Origin of the sequence: Paenibacillus sp. ACRRY, assembly GCF_022346995.1 — a bacterium.
Classification (GTDB): Bacteria; Bacillota; Bacilli; order Paenibacillales; family Paenibacillaceae; genus Paenibacillus.
Genome location: NZ_JAKRNM010000001.1, coordinates 88,013 through 109,171 on the forward strand (window position 1 = coordinate 88,013; position 21,159 = coordinate 109,171).

20 protein-coding genes are annotated in these 21,159 nt (G+C 44.8%); 19 read left to right on the top strand and 1 reads right to left on the bottom strand.

What is annotated here, in order from left to right:
• The first annotated feature begins 19 nt into the window (after nt 1-19).
• From MH144_RS00445 to MH144_RS00470, 6 genes are all read left to right on the top strand, one after another.
• Nucleotides 20-532 (top strand): hypothetical protein, encoded by a 513-nt coding sequence (locus MH144_RS00445; RefSeq protein WP_095286441.1) that lies wholly within the window; start codon nt 20-22, stop codon nt 530-532.
• A 27-nt stretch (nt 533-559) separates the two neighbouring features.
• Nucleotides 560-1,351 (top strand): HAD family hydrolase, encoded by a 792-nt coding sequence (locus MH144_RS00450; RefSeq protein ID WP_239296249.1) that lies wholly within the window; start codon nt 560-562, stop codon nt 1,349-1,351.
• A gap of 584 nt (nt 1,352-1,935) precedes the next feature.
• Nucleotides 1,936-2,865, top strand: coding sequence for an ABC transporter permease (locus MH144_RS00455; RefSeq protein ID WP_481857328.1), 930 nt, complete (start codon nt 1,936-1,938; stop codon nt 2,863-2,865).
• 12 nt (nt 2,866-2,877) lie between these two features.
• On the top strand, nt 2,878-3,747 hold the full coding sequence (locus MH144_RS00460) for a carbohydrate ABC transporter permease (protein ID WP_183518968.1): 870 nt from the start codon (nt 2,878-2,880) through the stop codon (nt 3,745-3,747).
• 70 nt (nt 3,748-3,817) lie between these two features.
• On the top strand, nt 3,818-5,449 hold the full coding sequence (locus MH144_RS00465) for an ABC transporter substrate-binding protein (protein WP_239296276.1): 1,632 nt from the start codon (nt 3,818-3,820) through the stop codon (nt 5,447-5,449).
• A gap of 106 nt (nt 5,450-5,555) precedes the next feature.
• Entirely contained in the window at nt 5,556-6,230 is a 675-nt protein-coding gene (locus MH144_RS00470; protein ID WP_239296278.1) for a GntR family transcriptional regulator, read from the top strand.
• A gap of 92 nt (nt 6,231-6,322) precedes the next feature.
• Here the strand turns inward: MH144_RS00470 and MH144_RS00475 are convergent, their stop codons facing one another.
• Nucleotides 6,323-6,868, bottom strand: coding sequence for a cupin domain-containing protein (locus tag MH144_RS00475; RefSeq protein WP_239296289.1), 546 nt, complete (start codon nt 6,866-6,868; stop codon nt 6,323-6,325).
• A 179-nt stretch (nt 6,869-7,047) separates the two neighbouring features.
• Between MH144_RS00475 and metH the strand changes: the two genes are divergently transcribed.
• The 13 genes from metH to MH144_RS00540 all read left to right on the top strand — a co-directional run bounded on the left by metH (nt 7,048) and on the right by MH144_RS00540 (nt 21,158).
• Nucleotides 7,048-10,488 carry a methionine synthase gene (metH, locus tag MH144_RS00480; protein WP_239296291.1) on the top strand — a complete coding sequence of 1,147 codons (3,441 nt, stop codon included), beginning with the start codon at nt 7,048-7,050 and terminating at the stop codon, nt 10,486-10,488.
• A 74-nt stretch (nt 10,489-10,562) separates the two neighbouring features.
• Nucleotides 10,563-11,507, top strand: coding sequence for a ribonuclease Z (rnz, locus tag MH144_RS00485; RefSeq protein ID WP_239296293.1), 945 nt, complete (start codon nt 10,563-10,565; stop codon nt 11,505-11,507).
• Between the two features lie 349 nt (nt 11,508-11,856).
• A complete protein-coding gene (locus MH144_RS00490; RefSeq protein WP_239296295.1) occupies nt 11,857-12,666 on the top strand; it encodes a TIGR01457 family HAD-type hydrolase in 810 nt (269 codons plus the stop codon).
• 6 nt (nt 12,667-12,672) lie between these two features.
• On the top strand, nt 12,673-13,494 hold the full coding sequence (locus MH144_RS00495) for an Fpg/Nei family DNA glycosylase (RefSeq protein WP_239296297.1): 822 nt from the start codon (nt 12,673-12,675) through the stop codon (nt 13,492-13,494).
• A complete protein-coding gene (locus MH144_RS00500) occupies nt 13,484-14,332 on the top strand; it encodes a deoxyribonuclease IV (RefSeq protein WP_239296299.1) in 849 nt (282 codons plus the stop codon). The genes MH144_RS00495 and MH144_RS00500 overlap by 11 nt, the downstream gene beginning before the upstream one ends.
• A gap of 20 nt (nt 14,333-14,352) precedes the next feature.
• Complete coding sequence (locus tag MH144_RS00505) at nt 14,353-14,694, top strand: cyclic-phosphate processing receiver domain-containing protein (RefSeq protein ID WP_239296310.1); 342 nt, start codon at nt 14,353-14,355, stop codon at nt 14,692-14,694.
• Entirely contained in the window at nt 14,691-15,008 is a 318-nt protein-coding gene (locus tag MH144_RS00510; RefSeq protein ID WP_239296312.1) for a thioredoxin family protein, read from the top strand. The genes MH144_RS00505 and MH144_RS00510 overlap by 4 nt, the downstream gene beginning before the upstream one ends.
• A 2-nt stretch (nt 15,009-15,010) precedes the next feature.
• Entirely contained in the window at nt 15,011-15,784 is a 774-nt protein-coding gene (locus MH144_RS00515; protein WP_239299198.1) for an ABC transporter ATP-binding protein, read from the top strand.
• Nucleotides 15,785-15,790: 6 nt separating this feature from the next.
• On the top strand, nt 15,791-16,840 hold the full coding sequence (locus MH144_RS00520; protein ID WP_239296322.1) for a 23S rRNA (cytidine(2498)-2'-O)-methyltransferase RlmM: 1,050 nt from the start codon (nt 15,791-15,793) through the stop codon (nt 16,838-16,840).
• A gap of 179 nt (nt 16,841-17,019) precedes the next feature.
• The gene (locus MH144_RS00525) at nt 17,020-18,495 is read left to right on the top strand and encodes a serine/threonine protein kinase (RefSeq protein ID WP_239296324.1); all 1,476 of its coding nucleotides are present in this window, start codon (nt 17,020-17,022) and stop codon (nt 18,493-18,495) included.
• Between the two features lie 30 nt (nt 18,496-18,525).
• Nucleotides 18,526-19,542: an SAF domain-containing protein gene (locus MH144_RS00530; RefSeq protein WP_239296326.1), complete on the top strand. Its 1,017-nt coding sequence runs from the start codon at nt 18,526-18,528 to the stop codon at nt 19,540-19,542.
• A 75-nt stretch (nt 19,543-19,617) separates the two neighbouring features.
• Nucleotides 19,618-20,331 (top strand): hypothetical protein, encoded by a 714-nt coding sequence (locus MH144_RS00535; protein ID WP_239296335.1) that lies wholly within the window; start codon nt 19,618-19,620, stop codon nt 20,329-20,331.
• Nucleotides 20,328-21,158 carry a CpaE/TadZ family protein gene (locus MH144_RS00540; RefSeq protein WP_239296337.1) on the top strand — a complete coding sequence of 277 codons (831 nt, stop codon included), beginning with the start codon at nt 20,328-20,330 and terminating at the stop codon, nt 21,156-21,158. Before MH144_RS00535 ends, MH144_RS00540 begins: the two co-directional genes overlap by 4 nt.
• The last annotated feature ends 1 nt before the right edge of the window (nt 21,159 follow it).

Below are 21,159 nucleotides of genomic sequence, written 5' to 3' on the forward strand. Positions count from 1 at the left end.
TGACATAAGGGGGATTCTCATGGCTCGTTCGTTCGAGAGAACGGTTCGGAAAAATTCAAAGCAGTTGAATCAGCAACGCAAAAAAAATGGTCAACCGATTTCGGGTACGCCCGGTGAGGACATTTTCAAAGGACGCAGTCTTCTGTTTCCTATTTTCCTCATTGGACTTGCGTTTTTGTATCTGTTTATGAGCACATTTCTTGTTAAAGCTCCGATGACAACATGGGACTGGGTAACGATGCTTTTGTATGTATTTTTGGCTGTGATTTTTATGCTTCGTCGTCCATACATTAAAATCGGTAGCAACCGGATTATAACAACCAAAGGGAATCGGGAACGCTCCATTGGAGTAGATGACATCGTTAAGTTTAGATTTGAGCAGGGAACGGTAGTTATCGAGCATAACAGCCGTGGAAAAAGATGGGTGTTCACTAAACTGCTGAACCGCTATGACACAGATGCCATTTCTGAACGACTTCTGAAATTTGCCAAAGCACATCAGATTACTGTGGAAACAGACGAGAAAAAGTAATTATTCACAAAGGGGAAGATGACCGGAATGGCATTAAAAGCGATTTTGTTCGACCTGGATGATACTTTGTTGTGGGATGAGCGCAGTGTGCGGGAAGCGTTCCATGAAACTTGCCTGATCGCTTCGCAAGAAACCGGCATTAATGCTGAGGAACTGGAAGAAGCTGTTCGTAATGAAGCTCGTAGTTTATATGAATCTTATGAAACCTTTCCATTCACCAAAATGATTGGCATCAATCCGTTTGAAGGACTATGGGCTAATTTTACAGGTGGTGATCAGCCGGAATTCCGTCAATTGGAACAGCTTGCCCCTGTATATCGTAAGGAGTCATGGCGTCGTGGCTTATTGAAGCTAGGAGTGGACCGTGAAGATTTGGCTGAGCGTCTTGCTTCACAATTCGGAGCAGAGCGCAGATCCAGACCTCATGTGTATGAGGAAACGATGGACACACTACGTCACTTGCAAGGGAAATTCAAACTGTTGCTCTTAACGAATGGTTGTCCTGCTCTGCAACAAGAGAAGTTGGATGGTGTGCCTGAACTGGCTCCTTTCTTCGATGAGATCATCATCTCGGGTTCTTTTGGAAAAGGAAAACCGGATCCGTCTATCTTTGAACATGCACTCAGCAAACTTGGAGTGAAACCAGAAGAAGGCTTGATGGTAGGAGATAAACTTACGACCGATATCCGCGGAGCTTTGTCAGCTGGAATTCAGTCTGTCTGGATTAATCGTGAGAACAAAGTAAACTCGGAGTCGTATGTACCTGACCATGAGATTAAGCACTTATCAGAATTAGAACGTATCATCTCTAATTTCTGATTAATTCATAATTCAACAATATTTCAGTTTAAAACATTGATACTCTCGGTGAATGATGCAAAATCATTCATCGGTTATCAATGTTTTTTGTTTGGTTGAAAACTTTAAAACAACAGCGTATTGAGGAAATATCAAAAATAATAAAAAAAGGTATTGAAATGTAAGAACTGCTGTTTTATTATATAACTAACATACTAGTATGACTAGTATGGAAATTATCTAAAGCAGTTATCTTTTGACATATCCAGGTTTTGGAATCAGGAGCTATTGCTTTATTATTTTTATTTACATTGTAAGCGCTTTACATAGTTTTGGGAAATATTAATTTTGGAATACAACAGGTACCCGTGAGATTGAGCAATAAGATCACAATATGAACCTAAGTGTATCCATTAACATTAGTTTAAATTGATATCGCTTACATTACCAAATGTCTATTATGCAGTGGGGGTGAAATTTCTGTAAGGTCTTCGGTAGAAAGAAGAGAAGATGGGAGTTGTCATGAAGTACTTTTGATTTTATCAAGTTTATTTGATCGGAGTGAATCAGATATGAAGTCAGAAACTGCTAAAACCACGCTTACGATGACCTCATTACGGAAAGAAAGCAGGTTAAGAACGGCTGGAGCCTTACTCCGCAAAGATTGGCAGCTGTATTCACTATTAATACTTCCAGTGATCTATCTGATTATTTTTAAATACGGACCGATGATTGGTAATGTGATCGCCTTTAGAAGATTTGTACCGGGAGGCAGCATTTTTGGTGAAACTTGGGTTGGGTTAAGGTATTTTCAGATGTTCGTTCAGGATCCAACGTTTTGGAAAGTATTTGGAAATACACTGATGCTGGGTGGACTTGCCTTACTCTTCACTTTCCCGGTTCCCATTATCTTTGCTCTACTTTTGAATGAAGTAAAAAGTAAACGCTTCAAAAAGTTTGTTCAGACTGCATCCTATCTACCGCATTTCTTATCGATCGTTATCGTAGCCGGTATGATTTTGCAATTAACGGCAGTGAATGGATCAATCAATGGCTTGGTTTCATTCTTTACTGGAGACAACATTCCTTTTATGCAGCGTGCCGAATGGTTCAGAACAATCTATATTACTTCTGAAATTTGGCAAGGCATGGGCTGGGGAGCCATTTTGTATCTTGCTGCATTAACTACGATCGATGATTCTTTGTATGAAGCTGCACGGATTGACGGTGCGAATCGCTGGAAACAGACAATCCATGTAACCATACCAGGCATTTTGCCAACAATCGTTACATTGTTAATTCTGAATATGGGTAATTTTCTTGCTGTCGGATTTGAGAAAATTCTCCTCCTTTACAATCCACTTATCTATGATACATCAGACGTGATTTCCACTTATCTGTATCGTGTAGGTTTGCAATCCAGCAACTTCAGTTACGCGACTGCGATTGGATTATTCGAATCACTCATCGGACTGATCTTGGTATTCTCGGTTAATGCAATCTCACGCAGACTAACACAACGAAGCTTGTGGTAAAGGAGGGGTAACATGCAGGAATCAAAATCATACAAAGTCTTCAAAGTATTTAACACCATCTTTTTGTTGCTCGTGGTGTTTATCACACTCTATCCATTCCTGAATGTCGTTGCACAATCTTTTAGTAGTGAATCCTATATCAATTCCGGGAAAGTCAGCATCATCCCACGAGGTTTTAATGTGGAAACCTACAAGACAATCTCGCGTGACAGCATGTTCTGGACCAATTACAAAAATACGATTATCTACACTGTGGTAGGTACGTTGATATCCATGTTCATGACAACCATTTTCGCGTATGCGATCTCCAAAAAGAGATTAATGGGACGCAAGTTCTGGACGATGTTTGCCGTGTTCACTATGTTTTTCAGTGGCGGATTGATTCCAAACTACGTCTTGATTAATTCCCTTGGCATGAATAATACGATGTGGGCGTTGGTTGTACCTGGAGCAATCAGTATTTATAACATGTTAATTATGAAATCATTTTTCGAGAACATGCCCGAGGAGCTGGAGGAAGCTGCAGCCATCGATGGTTTGAACACATATGGTATTTTACTTCGTATCATATTGCCGCTAAGTAAGGCTGTAATGGCTACAATGGTTCTGTTTTATGCAGTGGGTCACTGGAACTCATGGTTTCCGGCTTTCCTGTATCTCGACAAAAAAGAGCTGTTCCCTGTGACGATTTATTTGCGCAATATGATTGCGGGTGCAACAGGAGGAGCTTCTGCTGGAGCGTCGGCTGATAATTTGACTCAAATCTCTGCTAATATCAAGTCGGTAACAATGGTACTGACGATTCTGCCAATACTTACGATTTATCCGTTTGTGCAAAGATACTTTGTAACCGGTATCATGTTGGGATCTGTCAAGCAGTAATTCCAAGTGCATATAGTTAACATCTCTAAGACGCAAGGCCAATCTAAACCACATGCAGGGGGACAAAGGAATGAAGAAGAGACCACGCAAGCTTGTAGGCAAGATGGTTTTGGCAACAATGATGAGTGTCGTTTTGGCAGCATGCAGCAGCGGAGCGGGAACAGAGAAAGCAGAACCGGAATCCAAAGGGGCTATGGAGTCATACAGTGTCGGTGAGACGTTTAAAGCCTCAGAGCCGTTTAACTTATCCATACTTTATAGTGATCAGCCAGCATATCCATACAAGAAAGATTGGTTGCTGTTCCAGAAAATTACTGAGCTGACTGGTGTGACATTGGATCCTACCATCGTACCGATGTCCGATTATCCTCAGAAAAGATCTCTTTTGATCAGTTCAGGAGATGCACCTCTTGTTATCCCTAAAACCTATCCGGGAGAAGAATCTGCCTTTGTATCATCCGGTGCCGTTTTACCAGTAAGTGATTATGTTGACTTGATGCCTAATTTCAAGGACAAGGTAGAGAAGTGGGGGCTTGAGGATGAACTGGAGGGTCTCCGTCAGGAAGACGGGAAGTATTATGTTCTCCCTGGTTTGCATGAAGAAGTATGGCCAGACTATACACTGATTGTTAGAACAGATGTCTTCGAGGAAAACAATATTCCTATTCCAACGACATGGGATGAATTATATGATGCTGCCAAGAAGTTGAAAGAGATCTATCCAGATTCGATCCCTTTCTCGGACCGATTTGAATTTAACAGTACGTTAAATATTGCCGCTGCTGGTTTTGGAACAAAGGGCGGTTGGGGCTTCGGCAATGGTCTAACGTATAAGGAAGACAAGGATGAATTCGTATATACATCCACTACACCTGAGTACAAAGAGATGCTGACATACTTTAACAAACTGGTGTCAGAAGGGTTGCTGGACAAGGAAAGTTTAACTCAAGACGATGATCAAGCGATACAAAAATTTGTCTCTGGCAAATCGTTTATCATTAACGGTAACTCTCAAACGGTAGTACTGCATCGCAATGATATGAATAAAACATTGGGCGAAGGAAAATTCTCCATTGCCAAAATTACGGTTCCAGGTGGTCCAAAGGGTCAATTAATGTCTGGATCGAGACTTGAAAACGGTGTCATGATTTCCGGTAAAATCAAAGATAGTGAAAACTTCAAAGCAACAATGCAATTTATTGACTGGTTATACTACAGCGATGAAGGACAGGAATTCACCAAATGGGGAGTTGAAGGAGAGAACTACACGAAACAGGATGGGGTTCGCAAGCTTGCGGATGATGTGAACTATAATGGATTGAATCCTAAAGGCACAAAAGATCTGCGTATTGATTACGGTTTCTCTGGTGGTGTGTTTGCTTATGGTGGAACAACTGATCTGCTGCACTCCATGTTTAGTGAAGAAGAATTGAAATTCCAGCAGGACATGAAGGATACCAAGGAAGTTATTCCTGCTGAACCTCCAATCCCGTATTCAGATCTTGACCGTGAACAGGTGACATTGCTTAGTACTCCACTTAAGGACTACTCGGACCAAAATACCCTTAAATTTATTCTGGGTGAACGCAGTCTTGACGAGTTCGATGCTTTCGTAAAAGAACTGGAAGGACAAGGGTTGTCTCAGTACTTGCAGATTTCCAACGATACGTACAAAAAGTATAAAGAGAACAAACAGCAGTAGCATGATAGACAAAGTTTAATCGATTGCCGTTTCGCTGAGCTCATTTTAGTGAAGCGGCAATTTATGCTAAGATGAATGAATACGGCTGAGAGGAAGAGGTTAAGGAATGTCACTTAATCAAAAGATTAGAGGTTCGACCCGGGCTTATTCATACGAGCTGATAAAAGAAAGAATTTTGCACCTTGAGCTGAAGCCTGGTACGAAGATTTCAGAGAAAGAAATAGCGGATGAACTTGAGGTTAGCAGGACTCCCGTTCGCGAAGCTTTCATGAAGCTTGCTGAAGAGGAACTCTTGGATATTATCCCGCAGAGCGGAACCATTGTCTCACATATAAATCTGGAGCATGTGGAAGAAGGCAGATTTATGCGAGAAAAAATAGAAAAGGAAATTGTAGCGCTGGCATGTACCTCATTTGCAGAAGAATTCAAATTTAGATTGGAAACCAATATCGCCATGCAGGAAGTGTGTATGGATAAGAAGAACTTCTATCGACTGTATGAACTGGATGAGGAGTTTCATCAGATCCTGTTTCAGGGAACTGGCAAAATGAGAACATGGAAAATGCTTCAGCAGCTTAATATTCCGTTTAATCGTCTGCGCATCCTTCGCTTGTCCGAAGACATTAATTCCGAAATTATTATCTCCCAACACAAAGAAATCTACCAGCTCATCAAGGAGCGCCAAACTGAACAAGCGATGAAGGTGATGGAAGCTCACCTTAGACTTGTCGTCGTTGAACAGGAGACAGTCAAAGCAAAGTATCCACATTATTTTATATAATCAATCTAATGTTGTATAATGATCCAAACTGCAACAAACCCCTGTTCAAATGGACAGGGGTTTGTTGAATGAAAGATATCATTAATATAAGATTACGCCTGTTTAATAAAAGTAGGATCCGGGTATGGGTCAGCAACCCAACCGTCTTTTTCAATAAAGAGACGAACAGCAATAATCTGTTTGTTCTCCATCAAAGTGAAGAAATGCGGTGTGTTTTCGGGTACGGAAATGACGTCTCCAGGAGACAATTCTACATTAAAGTAGCCTACATCATCTGTGCCTTTGATAACAAAGATCCCTTTACCCGCTACAATAGCACGGATTTCATCTTCGGCATGTGTGTGGATTTCTTCGAACTTGGCCAATTTCTCTTCGATATCTGGCGTTTGTTCAGAGAGGGTGATGACATCCCAGATCTGATATCCGCGACGTGCAGCGAGGTCTTTGATTTCATAATCGTAGGTTTCTAGAACCTGATTTTTTTGATCATCAGTCAATCCAAAGTTATTTTGTAATTCAGCACTTAATTTGGATGCGTCCCATTTTTCATAAAGTACTTCATATTTGTCCAAGAAATTTCGAACATTTTCGTCTCCAGTGATACGTTCGTTCGTATTTCTGATAACAATTTCAGCCATGTTCTTTCCCTCTTTTCCACTTGGTTTAATAGATATTATATCGGATGTCTACCTTTTTGTCGATTCGCAAATTCGACCTTGATCGTCTGAAACCCGCCATACAGCTGAATAAAACCGATCTTTCACAATAAGTAAGTTTCTGTTAAACTAAGATTTAACGTTTTGCGGGGGTGAAGATATTGGATAAGCTTAGTCTACATGATGCATTAAAACAACGAATATTAATCCTCGACGGTGCGATGGGGACCATGATTCAACAAGTTGATCTCACTGGTGCAGATTTTGGCGGAGATGATCTGGATGGATGTAACGAAATGTTGGTACTTACACGTCCAGAACTCATCCAGCGCATTCATGAAGAATATCTGGAAGCTGGTGCAGATTTAATCGAAACCAATACATTTGGAGCTACTTCGGTTGTATTGGCCGAATATGACATCCAGGATCGTGCTCGCGAGATTAACCTCGAAGCTGCTCGAATTGCGAGAGCTGCGGTAGATCGCTTCTCGACTCCAGATTCTCCAAGGTATGTGGTAGGTGCGATGGGACCTACAACGAAGACGCTCTCGGTTACGGGTGGCGTAACGTTCCAGGAGCTCATCGACAGTTATTCCGAGCAAGCGCTCGCTTTAATTGAGGGAGGCGTTGACGCGCTACTGCTTGAAACTTCGCAGGATACTCTCAATGTCAAAGCAGGCAGCATTGGTATCCAGCAAGCATTTGAGCAGAGCGGAATTAAGCTCCCTTTGATGATCTCTGGGACAATAGAACCGATGGGCACAACTCTTGCGGGTCAGAACATCGAATCCTTTTATATATCCCTAGAACACCTTAACCCAATTTCAGTGGGACTAAACTGTGCTACAGGCCCGGAGTTCATGCGTGACCATATTCGTTCTCTTTCCGGAATGGCTTCAGTAGCAGTCAGCTGTTACCCGAATGCGGGTCTGCCCGATGAAAATGGTAATTATCATGAGTCACCTGATTCACTCGCTCAGAAAATTGGAGCGTTTGCCGAACAGGGATGGTTAAACATCGCCGGTGGTTGTTGCGGAACAACTCCAGCACATATTCGGGCGATGCGTGATACGCTTGCCAAGTACCCCCCAAGAGAAATGAACGGAACACATCCGCCTGCATTATCCGGTATTGATCCGGTATATATAGAGCAGGACAATCGTCCGTATATGGTTGGTGAACGGACCAACGTGCTTGGATCTCGGAAATTCAAGCGCTTGATCGTTGAAGGAAAATATGAGGAAGCTTCCGAAATTGCACGGGCACAGGTGAAAAATGGTGCACATGTTGTCGACGTTTGTGTGCAGGATCCGGACCGCGAAGAAGCTGAGGATATGGAAAAATTCCTCGAACTGGTCGTCAAAAAAGTAAAAGTTCCGCTGATGATTGATACAACCGATGCAAAGGTTATTGATCTTGCACTTCAGTACTCCCAAGGTAAAGCGATAATTAACTCCATTAACCTTGAGGATGGGGAAGAGAAATTCGAGCTTGTGACTCCTCTTATCCACAAATATGGCGGAGCCGTTGTAGTTGGTACGATTGATGAACGTGGACAGGCAATCAGTCGGGAAGATAAATTGGAAGTTGCCAAGCGTTCATACGATCTGCTGGTGAACAAGTACGGATTGAAGGCAGAAGACCTGATTTTTGATACATTGGTGTTCCCTGTTGGTACCGGGGATGAGCAGTATATCGGTTCTGCCAAGGAAACCATTGAAGGTATTCGGGTTATTAAGGAAGCCATGCCTGAGTGTCATACCATTCTGGGTATCAGTAACATCTCATTTGGATTGCCTGAAGCTGGCCGGGAAGTCCTGAACTCTGTGTTCTTGTATGAATGTACGAAGGCCGGACTTGATTACGCGATTGTAAACACGGAGAAACTGGAACGTTATGCTTCCATCCCAGAGGAAGAACGCAGATTGTCGGAAGAGCTGCTCTATAATACGAATGATGAAACACTCGCTGCATTCGTAGCGGCATTCCGTAACAAAAAGGTTGAGAAGAAAGAAAAGATTTCGAATCTTTCATTAGAAGAGCGTCTGGCCTCTTATGTTGTCGAAGGCAGCAAAGAGGGATTGTTGCCAGATCTGGAACAGGCTCTTGCCAAATACTCAGCGCTTGAAGTCATCAATGGGCCACTTATGCGAGGGATGGAAGAAGTAGGGCGACTGTTTAACAACAACGAGCTGATCGTTGCCGAGGTTTTACAGAGCGCGGAAGTAATGAAGGCTTCAGTTGCTTATCTGGAACAATTTATGGAGAAGAATGAAACATCGGTGAAGGGTAAAATCATTCTGGCAACAGTTAAGGGTGATGTGCACGACATCGGTAAGAACCTGGTGGAGATTATCCTATCCAATAACGGTTACCGAATCATTAATTTGGGTATAAAAGTACCACCAGAACGAATCATAGAAGCATATCGAGAAGAAAAAGTGGATGCGATTGGTCTGTCCGGTTTGCTCGTCAAATCAGCACAGCAGATGATCGTCACTGCACAAGATTTGCGTACAGCGGGTATCGATGTACCTATCATGGTGGGTGGAGCAGCACTTACGCGCAAATTCACCAAAAACCGGATTCGTCCAGAGTATGACGGAATGGTTGTATATGCAAAAGACGCCATGGACGGTCTGGATCTGGCAAACAAGCTGATGAACCCGGCTTCCCGTGAAGTCATGCAGCTGGAGATGGAGGCTGAAAAAGAAGCAGACGCTTCCAGTGCAGAAACGGTTAAACCGCTGCCGGAGCTAACGCGAGTCGAACGGTCGGATATCGCAATCGATAATCCTGTTCTAGTTCCTCCGGATCTTGAGCGGCACACGCTGCGTAATTATCCATTGTCACATATTTTACCGTATGTAAACATGCAGATGCTGCTTGGTCATCATCTTGGCCTTCGTGGTTCTGTGGAGCAGCTGCTCGCTTCGGGTGATCCCAAAGCAACCGATCTCAAAGCGGTTGTAGACGGGATTATGCAAGAAGCTGTCCGGGATGGAATTATTCAGGCACATGCGATGTACCGTTTCTTCCCGGCACAGTCCAGCGGCAATAGCATCATCATTTACGATCCGGAGAATACAAGCAACATTCTGCATACCTTCACATTCCCGCGGCAAAAGGTTGAACCTTTCCTGTGTCTCTCGGACTTCCTGAAGCCAGTGGAGTCTGGAGAAATGGATTACGTTGGATTCATGGTTGTAACAGCCGGTCACGGTGTACGTGAGCTATCAACGGCCTGGAAAGAGCAAGGGGATTACCTTCGATCACATGCTCTGCAATCTGTAGCGCTTGAAGTGGCAGAGGGATTAGCTGAGCGGGTTCATCATATGATGAGAGATATATGGGGCTTCCCGGATCCGGCGAACATGACCATGAAACAGCGTCATGGCGCGCGTTACCAAGGGATACGGGTTTCATTTGGATATCCGGCTTGTCCGGATTTGGAAGATCAGGGGCCACTCTTCAAGCTGATGCAGCCTGAGGACATTGGTGTGGAACTGACGGAAGGCTTTATGATGGAGCCAGAAGCTTCCGTGTCCGCGATGGTGTTCAGCCATCCGCAGGCCAAGTATTTTAATGTTGAAAAAGCATAATTAATAAGAGGTCAGGCAGAGCCCTCCGCATCGTCGGAGGCTTTTTGCTGGCAACAGAAAGAGGTGCAATCCGGATGGAACTATATTTCCTGGGAACTAACGCTGGTGTACCTACACTGCAGCGGAATGTAACTTCCATTGGGCTCCGCATGTTGGATGAGCGAAGAGCTTTGTGGTTGTTTGACTGTGGGGAAGGAACCCAGCACCAAATTTTGAGTTCACCACTAAAACTGAGTAAATTGGAGAAAATCTTCATTACCCATCTTCATGGAGACCACGTATTCGGGCTTCCCGGCCTGCTTTCGAGTAGAGCTTACCAGGGAGGGACGACACCCCTTACGGTTTATGGACCGCCTGGGACAGAACGTATGATTACAACCGTAATGGAATTAAGTCAGTCTCGGATTAACTATGAGTTGAAGATTATTGAGCATACAGGTGGTTTGCTGTTTGAAGACGAGAGTTTCATTGTAGAGTCTGCATTGCTGGAACACCGAATCGACAGCTACGGCTACCGAATTACGGAGAAGGATCGTCCAGGCAGTCTCGATCAAGCCAAGCTGGCTGAGTACGGTTTGAAGCCGGGTCCTCTTTTTGGTCGGCTTAAACGGGGAGAGACAATAACCTTGGATGACGGCAGTACAGTTCGTCCGGAGGATGTGTTAGGAGCTCCCAAACGCGGCAAAGTGATAACCATTTTGGGAGATACACGACCGTGTGCGAATGTATTGCCCCTCGCTAAGCATGCAGATGTACTTGTACATGAAGCAACATTTATGAATGATTTGGCCGATACAGCTCATGAGTATTATCATAGTACTGCTAAGCAAGCGGCCGAGGCGGCTAGAGCAGCAGATGTTGGAGAATTGATTATGACTCATTTTAGCTCTCGCTATAAGGATGAAGAACAGCTGCAGCCCCTTTTGGAGGAGGCAAAGGCCGTTTTTCCTAACTCCAGATTGGCGAATGAGCATCAGTTGATACCTGTCATTCATCATCAGAATGGAGCTCAGTTATAGTTAAGGCAGTTTGGCTCCAAAAAAGTTTGGTTTAAAGATGGAAATTCAGGCGGGACTGAAGGGGATAGGCCCTGAGGTCCCTTTTGCAATCTGATCGGAAAGCGTGTAGGATGGGCAATATGAGCAGGGAAATGAGTCAAATTATTTTCCGGGAAAGCGCAGGAAATGACAAGCTTGTACAGAAGGCGCGCGAGTCAAAACGTCTGGGTTCGATTCGGTTCGACGTGTTGCGTGTTCATACGAGCGTGCCCATATTATTTTTTGAAATACATAGCTATGGATCAAAAAATCATCAAAAGTAATTAAGGACATGAATTGTTAATGGTCTAAAAGAAAGGAAGTGCTCTGTATGATTAAGGCCTATCTGATCGATCTGGATGGAACACTCTATCATGGCAGACATCGGATTGAAGGGGCAGACAAGCTTATTCAGACGCTGAATGAACAGGCTGTACCTTATTTATTTGTAACAAATAATTCTTCCCGTACACCACAAGGGGTTGCAGATCACTTGAACGAAATGGGAATTCCAGCGGAAGCTTCTCAAGTATGCACATCTGCAGTTTCTGCTGCTGAATATGTAGCTGAGGAATCTCCTGGTGCGAAGGTTGCCTGCATTGGAGAAGCTGGTTTACTTCAGGCTATCGATGAAGCAGGATTGCAAAGGACGGAAGAAAAGCCGGAATACGTTATCCAAGGCATTGACCGAGAATTTTCCTACCAAAAACTAACCAAGGCACTGCGGTGGATCAATGACGGAGCAAAATCAATCCTGACCAATCCAGATCTGCAGCTCCCATCTGATGATGGCTTGACCCCCGGAGCAGGAACCATTGGTGCTGCGATCGAAGCGGCTACAGGTGTTTCACCAACCGTAATCGGCAAGCCTTCAAGTATAATTATGAAATCAGCGATTGAGCGTTTAAATCTAAGGGCTGATGAAGTCGCTGTGATCGGGGACAATATGCGTACCGATATTGCAGCAGGAGCTGCGGCTGGATGCGAGACATTGCTCGTATTGACTGGAGTCACAACGAAAGAAAATATGGACAATCATATTAGCGCTACCAAGATACGTCCTGATCATGTGTTTGATAATTTGCATAAACTGATTGAGTGGTTGTCGCAACACGCGAGCCAAGCATCCAAGAAGGGATAGATATAGATGCCGGAACTGCCGGAAATGGAAAACTATCGGACATTATTGTCCGCAGAAATACTTGATTTACCTATTACTGGTGTTGTCGTTAATCGGGAAAAATCCATCAACAAGGATCCAGAGGAATTTACACGCGAACTTACAGGCAATCGTATTATTTTTGTCGAGCGCCGGGCTAAGCATCTTATTTTTCATTTGGCAAGCGGTAAACGACTGGTGCTCCATCTCATGCTGGGTGGCATGATTTACTGGGGTACTGAGGCAGATCGTCCCGATCGGTCGACACAAGTTGAGATTCAATTTGGTGATCGTATCTTATTCTTTATTGGACTCCGATTGGGTTATTTGCACTTGCTTACATCCAAGGAAACGGAAGAAGCCATGTCCGATCTCGGACCTGAGCCGCTTGATCGGCGCATGAATCCTGAGCGTTTTGCTTCATTGCTGAAAGGACGCCGTGGAACGCTCAAAACGACCTTGGTTAATCAGCACATTATTGCTGGTATCGGCAATTGTTACTCGGATGAAATTGCCTTTGCTGCAGGTTTGAGACCAAGTTCCAAAACGCAGAATATCGCCAGTTCTCCAGAACTTACAGAGCGTTTGTTCCGTTCTATGCAATCGGTGCTCCGTGAAGCAGCTTCGGAGGGCGGTTATATGGAAATGCCGCTGATGCAAGGGGACACGAAGACAGGAAGTTTTGATGAGCAATGCAGGGTATACGATCGCGAAGGGGAAAGCTGTCCACGTTGTGGAGGCACAATTGAACGAGTAGAAATTACGGGGAAGAAGGCTTTCTTCTGTCCGAATTGTCAGCATGAGGCCTAATTACGGAATCGGTGCACACGTCAGCACGAGAGGTGGATTTTTACAAGCAGCCAAGAGGGCATATGATATGGGGGCTACGGCATTTCAATATTTTCCGAAGAACCCCCGGAGTCTTGGTTTGAAAGATCTTGACCTTAAAGATGCTGAGCTGTGCAGGGAATGGTGTGAGGAGAAAGGCATCGCGTCCATTGCACACTCACCCTATCCGACGAATCCGGCTTTGGGCATCACCCGTGGAGAGGCGGGGTTTCATGCTACTGTAGCTTCCATAAGGAATGACCTGCATATTGCAGATGCGTGCGGCTCAGTAGGCACTGTGGTTCATTTTGGTCATCTTAAGAGTGATCAACCGCTTGAGGGGTATCAGAATCTCATCCATTGTCTCGATACAGTTCTGGAAGACTGGAATGGACAGGCAAAAGTTTTGCTCGAAAATCAGGCAGGTGACCACGGGCCAATGGGCACGACCATGGAAGAAATGATTCAGATTCGCAAGCTGAGCCAATTTCCGGATCATATTGCTTTTTGTTTTGACACATGTCATGCTTTTGCTTCAGGGATGTGGCACAGCAATATGGAACTGGATATGCTTCAAAAAGGCAGACAGCTCGGGTACTGGGATGCACTTGCTGCTGTGCATTTTAATGACTCCAAATATGCTTCCGGCTCGTGCAAGGATCGACATGCACGAATCGGTCAGGGATATATAGGAAGCAAAGCGATGCAAGAATTGTTGAGTTCGCCTGAGTTCCAACCGGCTGTCGTTGTGTTGGAAACCGAGACAGGTGAGGATGGGACGCATAAAGAGGATATTGAGGTCATGCGTTCCTGGATGTAAACGGGGAGAGGAGTGGTTGTATGCATGTTTTCTTGGATGATTACCGGTCATGTCCCAAGGGATTTGTCCTGGCTACCAATGCTGAAGAATGTCTGATGCTGCTCAGGGAAGGTGATGTGGATATCCTGTCTCTGGATTATGAATTGGGTCCGGATTCGCCAAATGGCGGAGAAGTTGCAGCTGCCATTGTACGGGAAGGGCTGTTTCCGCGCGAAATTTATCTACACACATCCAGCATGTACGGCAAACGTCAGATGTACGAATTGTTATATACCAATAAACCTGACACTGTAAAGGTACACAACGGTCCGATGACAGGTGAGGTTATGCTGCGGGTTGCCGCTGGAAAGCATAGCTTATGAAGCCCATCCATTCGAAGCTTTTGATGCGCGGTGTGTGGGAAGGCATTCCTCAGGCTGTATTTATCTACACCCCTTTATGCGGTACATGTGCTGCAGCGAGAAGAATGCTGGAAATTGCGGAGCATTTGCTGCCCGAGAACACATTATTTGAAATGAACATCCATGATATTCCGGATCTTGTGCAGCAGTTTCAAATTTCAAGTGTACCTGCAGTGATGCTGTTTGATGGAGAACAGGATGTACCAAAAATGATTTATCGAATGTCCTCGGTGGAGCATCTGCTAAACGAAATTCGAAAGGCGGTCCTAAAATGAGGATTATTTCGATGGAGCATGTTTCTCTCCGCCGTGAGGACAATCAGATCCTGGATGACGTTCATCTGCATATTGAGCAGGGCGAGCATTGGGTCATTCTGGGACGTAATGGTTCAGGCAAAACAACGCTGCTGGAAATGATGAATGGATATATGTTTCCCAGTCAAGGGCGTATTGAGGTGCTGGGGAACTTATATGGGCAATGTGACGTTCGTGAGGTCAGAAAAGAGATTGGTTATATCAGTCAAACGCTGATTGAGAAACTGACATTGCGAGATCCGGTCTGGGAGGTCGTTGCGACAGGTGCATTTGCCTTTTTGCGTTTTTATCAGACGATTCCCGATGAAGTAAAAACCAAAGCCTTGAATCTTCTGGATGACATGGGATTTGCTAAACTGGCTAACCACCCGCTGGGTACACTTTCCCAAGGCGAGCGAAAAAAAGTCATGCTGGCACGTTCATTGATGGCGGATCCTAAGTTATTAATTATGGACGAGCCGTGCGCTGGACTCGATCTGTATGAACGGGAAAAAATGTTGGCTGAAATCGACCGACTTCGTCAGCGTAATATAACAGTAGTATATGTAACGCATCATGTGGAAGAGATCGTGCCGTTATTTACACATGTAGCATTGATTCGCGAAGGTCGTATTGCTGCGGCGGGAACCAAATATGAAGTTTTGACACAGGATACAATTAAGCATACGTACGACATTCCGGTCGACATCCAGTGGGATCATGATCGACCGTGGATTCGCGTACGTTCTGGAGGGTAACACAAGTTGAGTACACAGTCGTCTTGGGGAGAAGGTAACTTCTCCCGTTTTATCTGCACAGCTAATCATGGCTTTGCACCTTATGCTCAGGAAGAATTGCGCCGTACATTCGGTGCTGTTAAAAGCACGGTACTCGTACCGGGTGAAATCCTTCTTGCCGGCTTGCCGGTAACAGAGGAAGAGGTATCGATCAAACTCCTTGAGGAAAATCCAACGTTTTTACGTCACATTCAGCCTGTTCAGTTTCAAGAGAATACGGAAGATTCTGATCAGACGATGGAGAAACTGATTGCCTATATTACAAATCATACGGAGTTGACCGGAACCAAAGTGGCATTACAGGTTCGCAAAACGGAAGGTTCATTTTGGCTGGATAACGCCGCTTCATTGAAGCAATTGTTGACCGAAAAGCTGGATGCTCTAGGCTGTGAGTGGGTTGTTCGCGATGCAGACACTGTTATTTCTGTGTTTGCGGCAGATGATGCATTGTATGCTGGTATATCACGACCTGAACAGAACCTTTCCGACTGGTCCGGGGGAGCTGTACGCTTTCAAAAAGAGGAAGGCCAGATCTCACGAGCGAAATTCAAGCTGCTTGAGGCAGAGCAGACATTTGGCATTGATTTTGCATCGTTTCACAAAGCGCTTGATATTGGTGCGGCCCCTGGTGGTTGGACTTCCTTTCTGCTTGAACGTGGTCTTGAAGTCACAGCAGTGGACCCGGCTAAAATGGATGCCACGCTTCTGGAATCACCCAAATTAACTTTTTTAAAAAAGAATGCAGGTGATGTCCGGTTCCGTGAAGGTGAATTTGACCTGCTTGTCTGTGACATGAGCTGGAGTCCTAAACTGATGAGCCGACTCGTTTCGGACTTGTTATACAGTCTTCAATCTGGTGGAACAGCGGTTGTTACAGTAAAATTGCTTCATAAGAAACCACTCGCGCTGATCAAGGAAGTCATTGATACGTTTGAGCGTTCACGGATGCAGATTCAACGATCCAAACAATTGTTCCACAATCGTGAGGAAATAACACTTTATATGATTAAATATTAAGCCGATAAAGATTTTAAATTTACTACTTTACAATATCTTATGGCGTATACTATAATGATACCAATATTAACCATAATGATTCCAAGGGAAAGCATCCCGAGGTGGACAAGTCCGGATAACCGGTCTGTTCTACTTCGGTAAGCTTTCCCTTTTTTGTTATGCAGGGAGGAGGATTATAAATGAGATATCCGGCGAGGCTGGAACACGGAAGCCTGCTGGGAGGACGATATCGGATCGAGTCCGTACTAGGTACAGGTGGAATGAGTCACGTATATAAGGCAGAAGATATGAAGTTGCCAGGTAAGACCTGGGCGATTAAAGAAAGTGTTGCAACGATCCCTTACGAATCCAATATGGAGACGGAGGCTGCTCTTCTGACATCACTCAGGCACCCCAGATTACCGCTGATTGTTGATTTTTTTGTGCCGGATGAAGAGGGCTACACGTATCTGGTAATGGAGTACATTGAGGGTCAGACACTGAGTGACTATCACAAGCAATGTCGCGGAAAGATCCCCCTCGAACATATGACAGATTTTGTACTTCAACTACTTGACGTGCTCAGTTATTTGCATGGTCTGAATCCAGCAGTGATCTATCGCGATCTGAAGCCATCCAACATTATGATAACTCCAGACTATGAAGTCAGGTTGATTGATTTTGGCATTGCTCGCAGCTTCAAAGCTCAGCATACAGAGGATACGGTGAAACTGGGTACGGCAGGGTTTGCTGCTCCAGAACAATACGGTACGGGACAGACGGATGCAAGGTCGGATTTGTATGGGCTCGGAGCATTGCTGCTCTACCTCATGACGGGTGGTACGTATACGGAATGGATACAGGGCGTCGAAAGTTCTATACGCAGTGATGTGCCACGCACTTACATTCCGGTTGTACGAAGATTGCTGAGACAGAACCCGGAGGAGCGCTTCCAAACTGCCGATGAAGTCCGCAAAGAACTGCTTCGAAGACCTGGAATAACGGAGAGCAATGAATCGACAACATTGACAATTAGCGGCGGAACTAGAGTTATTGCTTTGACAGGAGCATCTTCAGGTGTTGGGGTTACGCATACCGCTATAGCCATTAGCCATTACTTAGAGAGACAACAGTTTAAGGTGGCAGTCATCGAGATGTCTCCGCGCTCCCAATCGTTTGCAAGAATTCAGCAAGTTGCCCAGGCTGGGAAGCCGTTATCGGCAGGCAGACAGTTTGCAGTGGACGGAGTGCACTATTGGAAACAGTCCGGACGAGCAGATATTTTGTCTCTGCTGGGTGGCAGCTATCAATTCATTGTTATGGATCTGGGTAGTGGTCAGGATCAGAATCGACTGGAGGAGTTTCTGCGTGCAGACCTGCCCATTGTTGTGGGTTCAGGTGCTGAGTGGAAACAGGCAGAGATCAATGCATTTGTTCGTTCGCATCATCGTTATCCGAGAGACAAATGGATATATTGTCTGCCGCTTGCAGCCACTGATGCTGTTCAGCGTGTACGTAGAACATTGAATACATCAAGTGTGTACGGACTTCCACTGCACATCGATCCTTTTGACAGGGAGCCTCAAACAGACAAGGTATTAGCCCATATCTTGAATCATTTGATCGGGCAGCTGCCCAAGAAGCGTTCGTTTTTTGCAAGAAGAATAAAATCATGATTAGAGGAGCTTGGGAAAGGAGAGCCTTTTTTGTCCAAATTAAGAAAACAAAGCCGACAAATGATCTATGCCGGACTAACCGGTGCGGGAGCAGTAGGATTGTTGTTCGGGGGATATGTCATCTACAACGTGATTACAATGAATGACACCAAATCTGAAATGGAGTCCCAGTATGCTTCAGCTTATGAGCAAAAAGAGGCAGAACTAATGCAGCAATGGAACACAGGGGCACAAGGCTGGGTAACGGTACGCGACGTTGAAGCTGGAGAACCGATCTTGCCCGAGGATATTAAGCTTATTGCAGTGCCTGATGCTCAAGCACCACGTAATTTATGGTCCAGCACCAAACAGATGGAAGGCCAAGTAGCCAAAATAGAACTGAAAAAAGGAACAGCGATAACAACCGAAATGGTGTACGAAGACACGCCAGCACCGCCAGATCTAAGAAATCGTGAACTGCAGGTCGTTTTATTACCCTCTTCACTTGCACAAGGTGATAATATAGACATTCGCATCCAATTCCCAACAGGTCAGGACTATATCCTTCTGTCCAAGAAGAAAGTAGAGCGCCTGAATGAAGCGACGTTGTGGATTACCATGACCGAGGAAGAGATCCTGTCGCTGTCTAGCGCCATTGTAGATGCCTATTTACATAAAGCTTCAATTTATGCACTCACGTATGTTGAGCCTCAGTTTCAGACAGCTGCAATTCCAACGTACCCTGCCAATAATGAAGTGCTGAAACTGCTTGAAAGTGACCCGAACATTGTTCGCAGGGCAGAGCAGGAGTTGTCGAGACAGGTAAGGAGTTCACTTGAGAGCTCTCTGGCTGCTTCCATAACAGCGCCGTCCCAAAGTGTTGAGCAAGATGTTGCACAATCATCCGTTTCCCATAACAGCAGACCTCGCTCTAACAATACCTCGGACGAAGTCATATGGAATGATGGATCAGGAAGCAATCAGCAAACGACAGATGAAAATAATCAATCCACCGAGTCCTCCGCATATACGGATGAACAGAAAAGCCTGTTGACCGGTGGAGAATAGTAGACATTCAAAATGTAAAAATATAATGCTGATAACAACGAATTAATGCTTTATAGGGAAGGGGTTGAGTATCAATTGCAAACTTGGATTTTTGCTGGATTATGTGAAAAAAATGATCTTATGTTATATCTGTGCAAAATCTTAGCCACTTCAGGCAAGCGGGTTTTGCTGGTTGACGGAACTTTACAACAAAAGTACGGGTATGGGGTTGGAGAAGGACAACATTCTCTGCGCATCACTGAATTTGAGGGTTTTGATATTGCCTGTCACTTTGTAACTTCGGCCGCGGTTGAGAGTCATCTGGAGGCTAGTGGAGAAGGTTTGGAATCCTATGATTATGTCTTGTATGACATGGAAACCTCCCATTTCGCCTCCAGAGAATTATGGCTAACGGCTGATATTCGAGTCTGGGTGAGTGATTATGAACGTTACAATCTGGAACGAGGAAAGGGTTGGTTAATGCGGCTTCTTGAAGAGCAGTCTTTACCAACAGAGCTTTCATTTCAGCGCATACTGATTAATGCAGTTGACTGCAAATTGGAAGAACGCTACCTATGGGCCTATCTGGAGGAAAGCCCTTTTGTTTGGACAGGTGAATCTTTGATACTTCCATGGGATGAACTGACTGCTGCGGTGAAATTAGAAAATGAACATCATCGTCGGGTGAGGTTAGGGCCTTTGTCACGGAGCTACAAAAAATCACTATGTCGTTTGTTCGAACAATTGACTGGATGGGAAAGTGTTCGAAGTCGCCGAGCTATAAAGGAAGCGGAAAGGATGAGAGCATGAGCAACATTTTATTTTGGAGTCCTTTTGCAGGCTCGGGTAGTACGTCCAGTGCAGTAATTAGCGCCTACGCCATGGCACTTCAATACAGGACTCGGATTTTATTAGTAAACACAGGTCCAGTCGGCAGCGGTATTGAATCACCGCTTCCATCTATGGAGTCAGGGCATTCTGACGCGCTGTTCAGATTTGAAGAGGGTGGATGGGATGCAGTAGAACGTTTACATATAAGCGGAAGTCTAGGCAAGCATAATTTGAGAGATTACGCGAAGCCGCTATTACGGGAAAGATTAGATTTATTGACAGGAAGAATTAACCAGATGGAACGTACGCCAAAAGAACATATAGAAACGTTGAAAGCACTGCTGGAAGTGGCGAATGAGTACTACGATATGGTATTGCTGGATGTTGACCGTGAGGGAATGGATGCGACGGTTCTACTGGCTCAAGCTGATTATGTTGTAGTGAATTTGACACAGAATATGCGGGATCTGGAATTGTTTTTTGAACACATCAAACCTGATAGCTTGAGTAACCAAAACATGCATGTTGTCATCAACAAGTATGATCCGCATGCAAGGGCAACCGTTAACAACATTCGCCGACGTTTCCGTTACAAAGGATCCATATCCATTGTGCCTTACACAACTGCATTTCTGGATGCTGTGAATCGGCGGGATACGGCTACGTATCTGCAACTTGAAGGGTTGAGTGACAGTAGAGATCTTCGAAAAGGGAGCATGGCCGCCAGTATGGCTGAACTTGCTCGCCTGATTATGGACGGTGCAGGTATGCGCACTGTTCTGAAAAGGCTGGAAAGGGGAGCCTGAA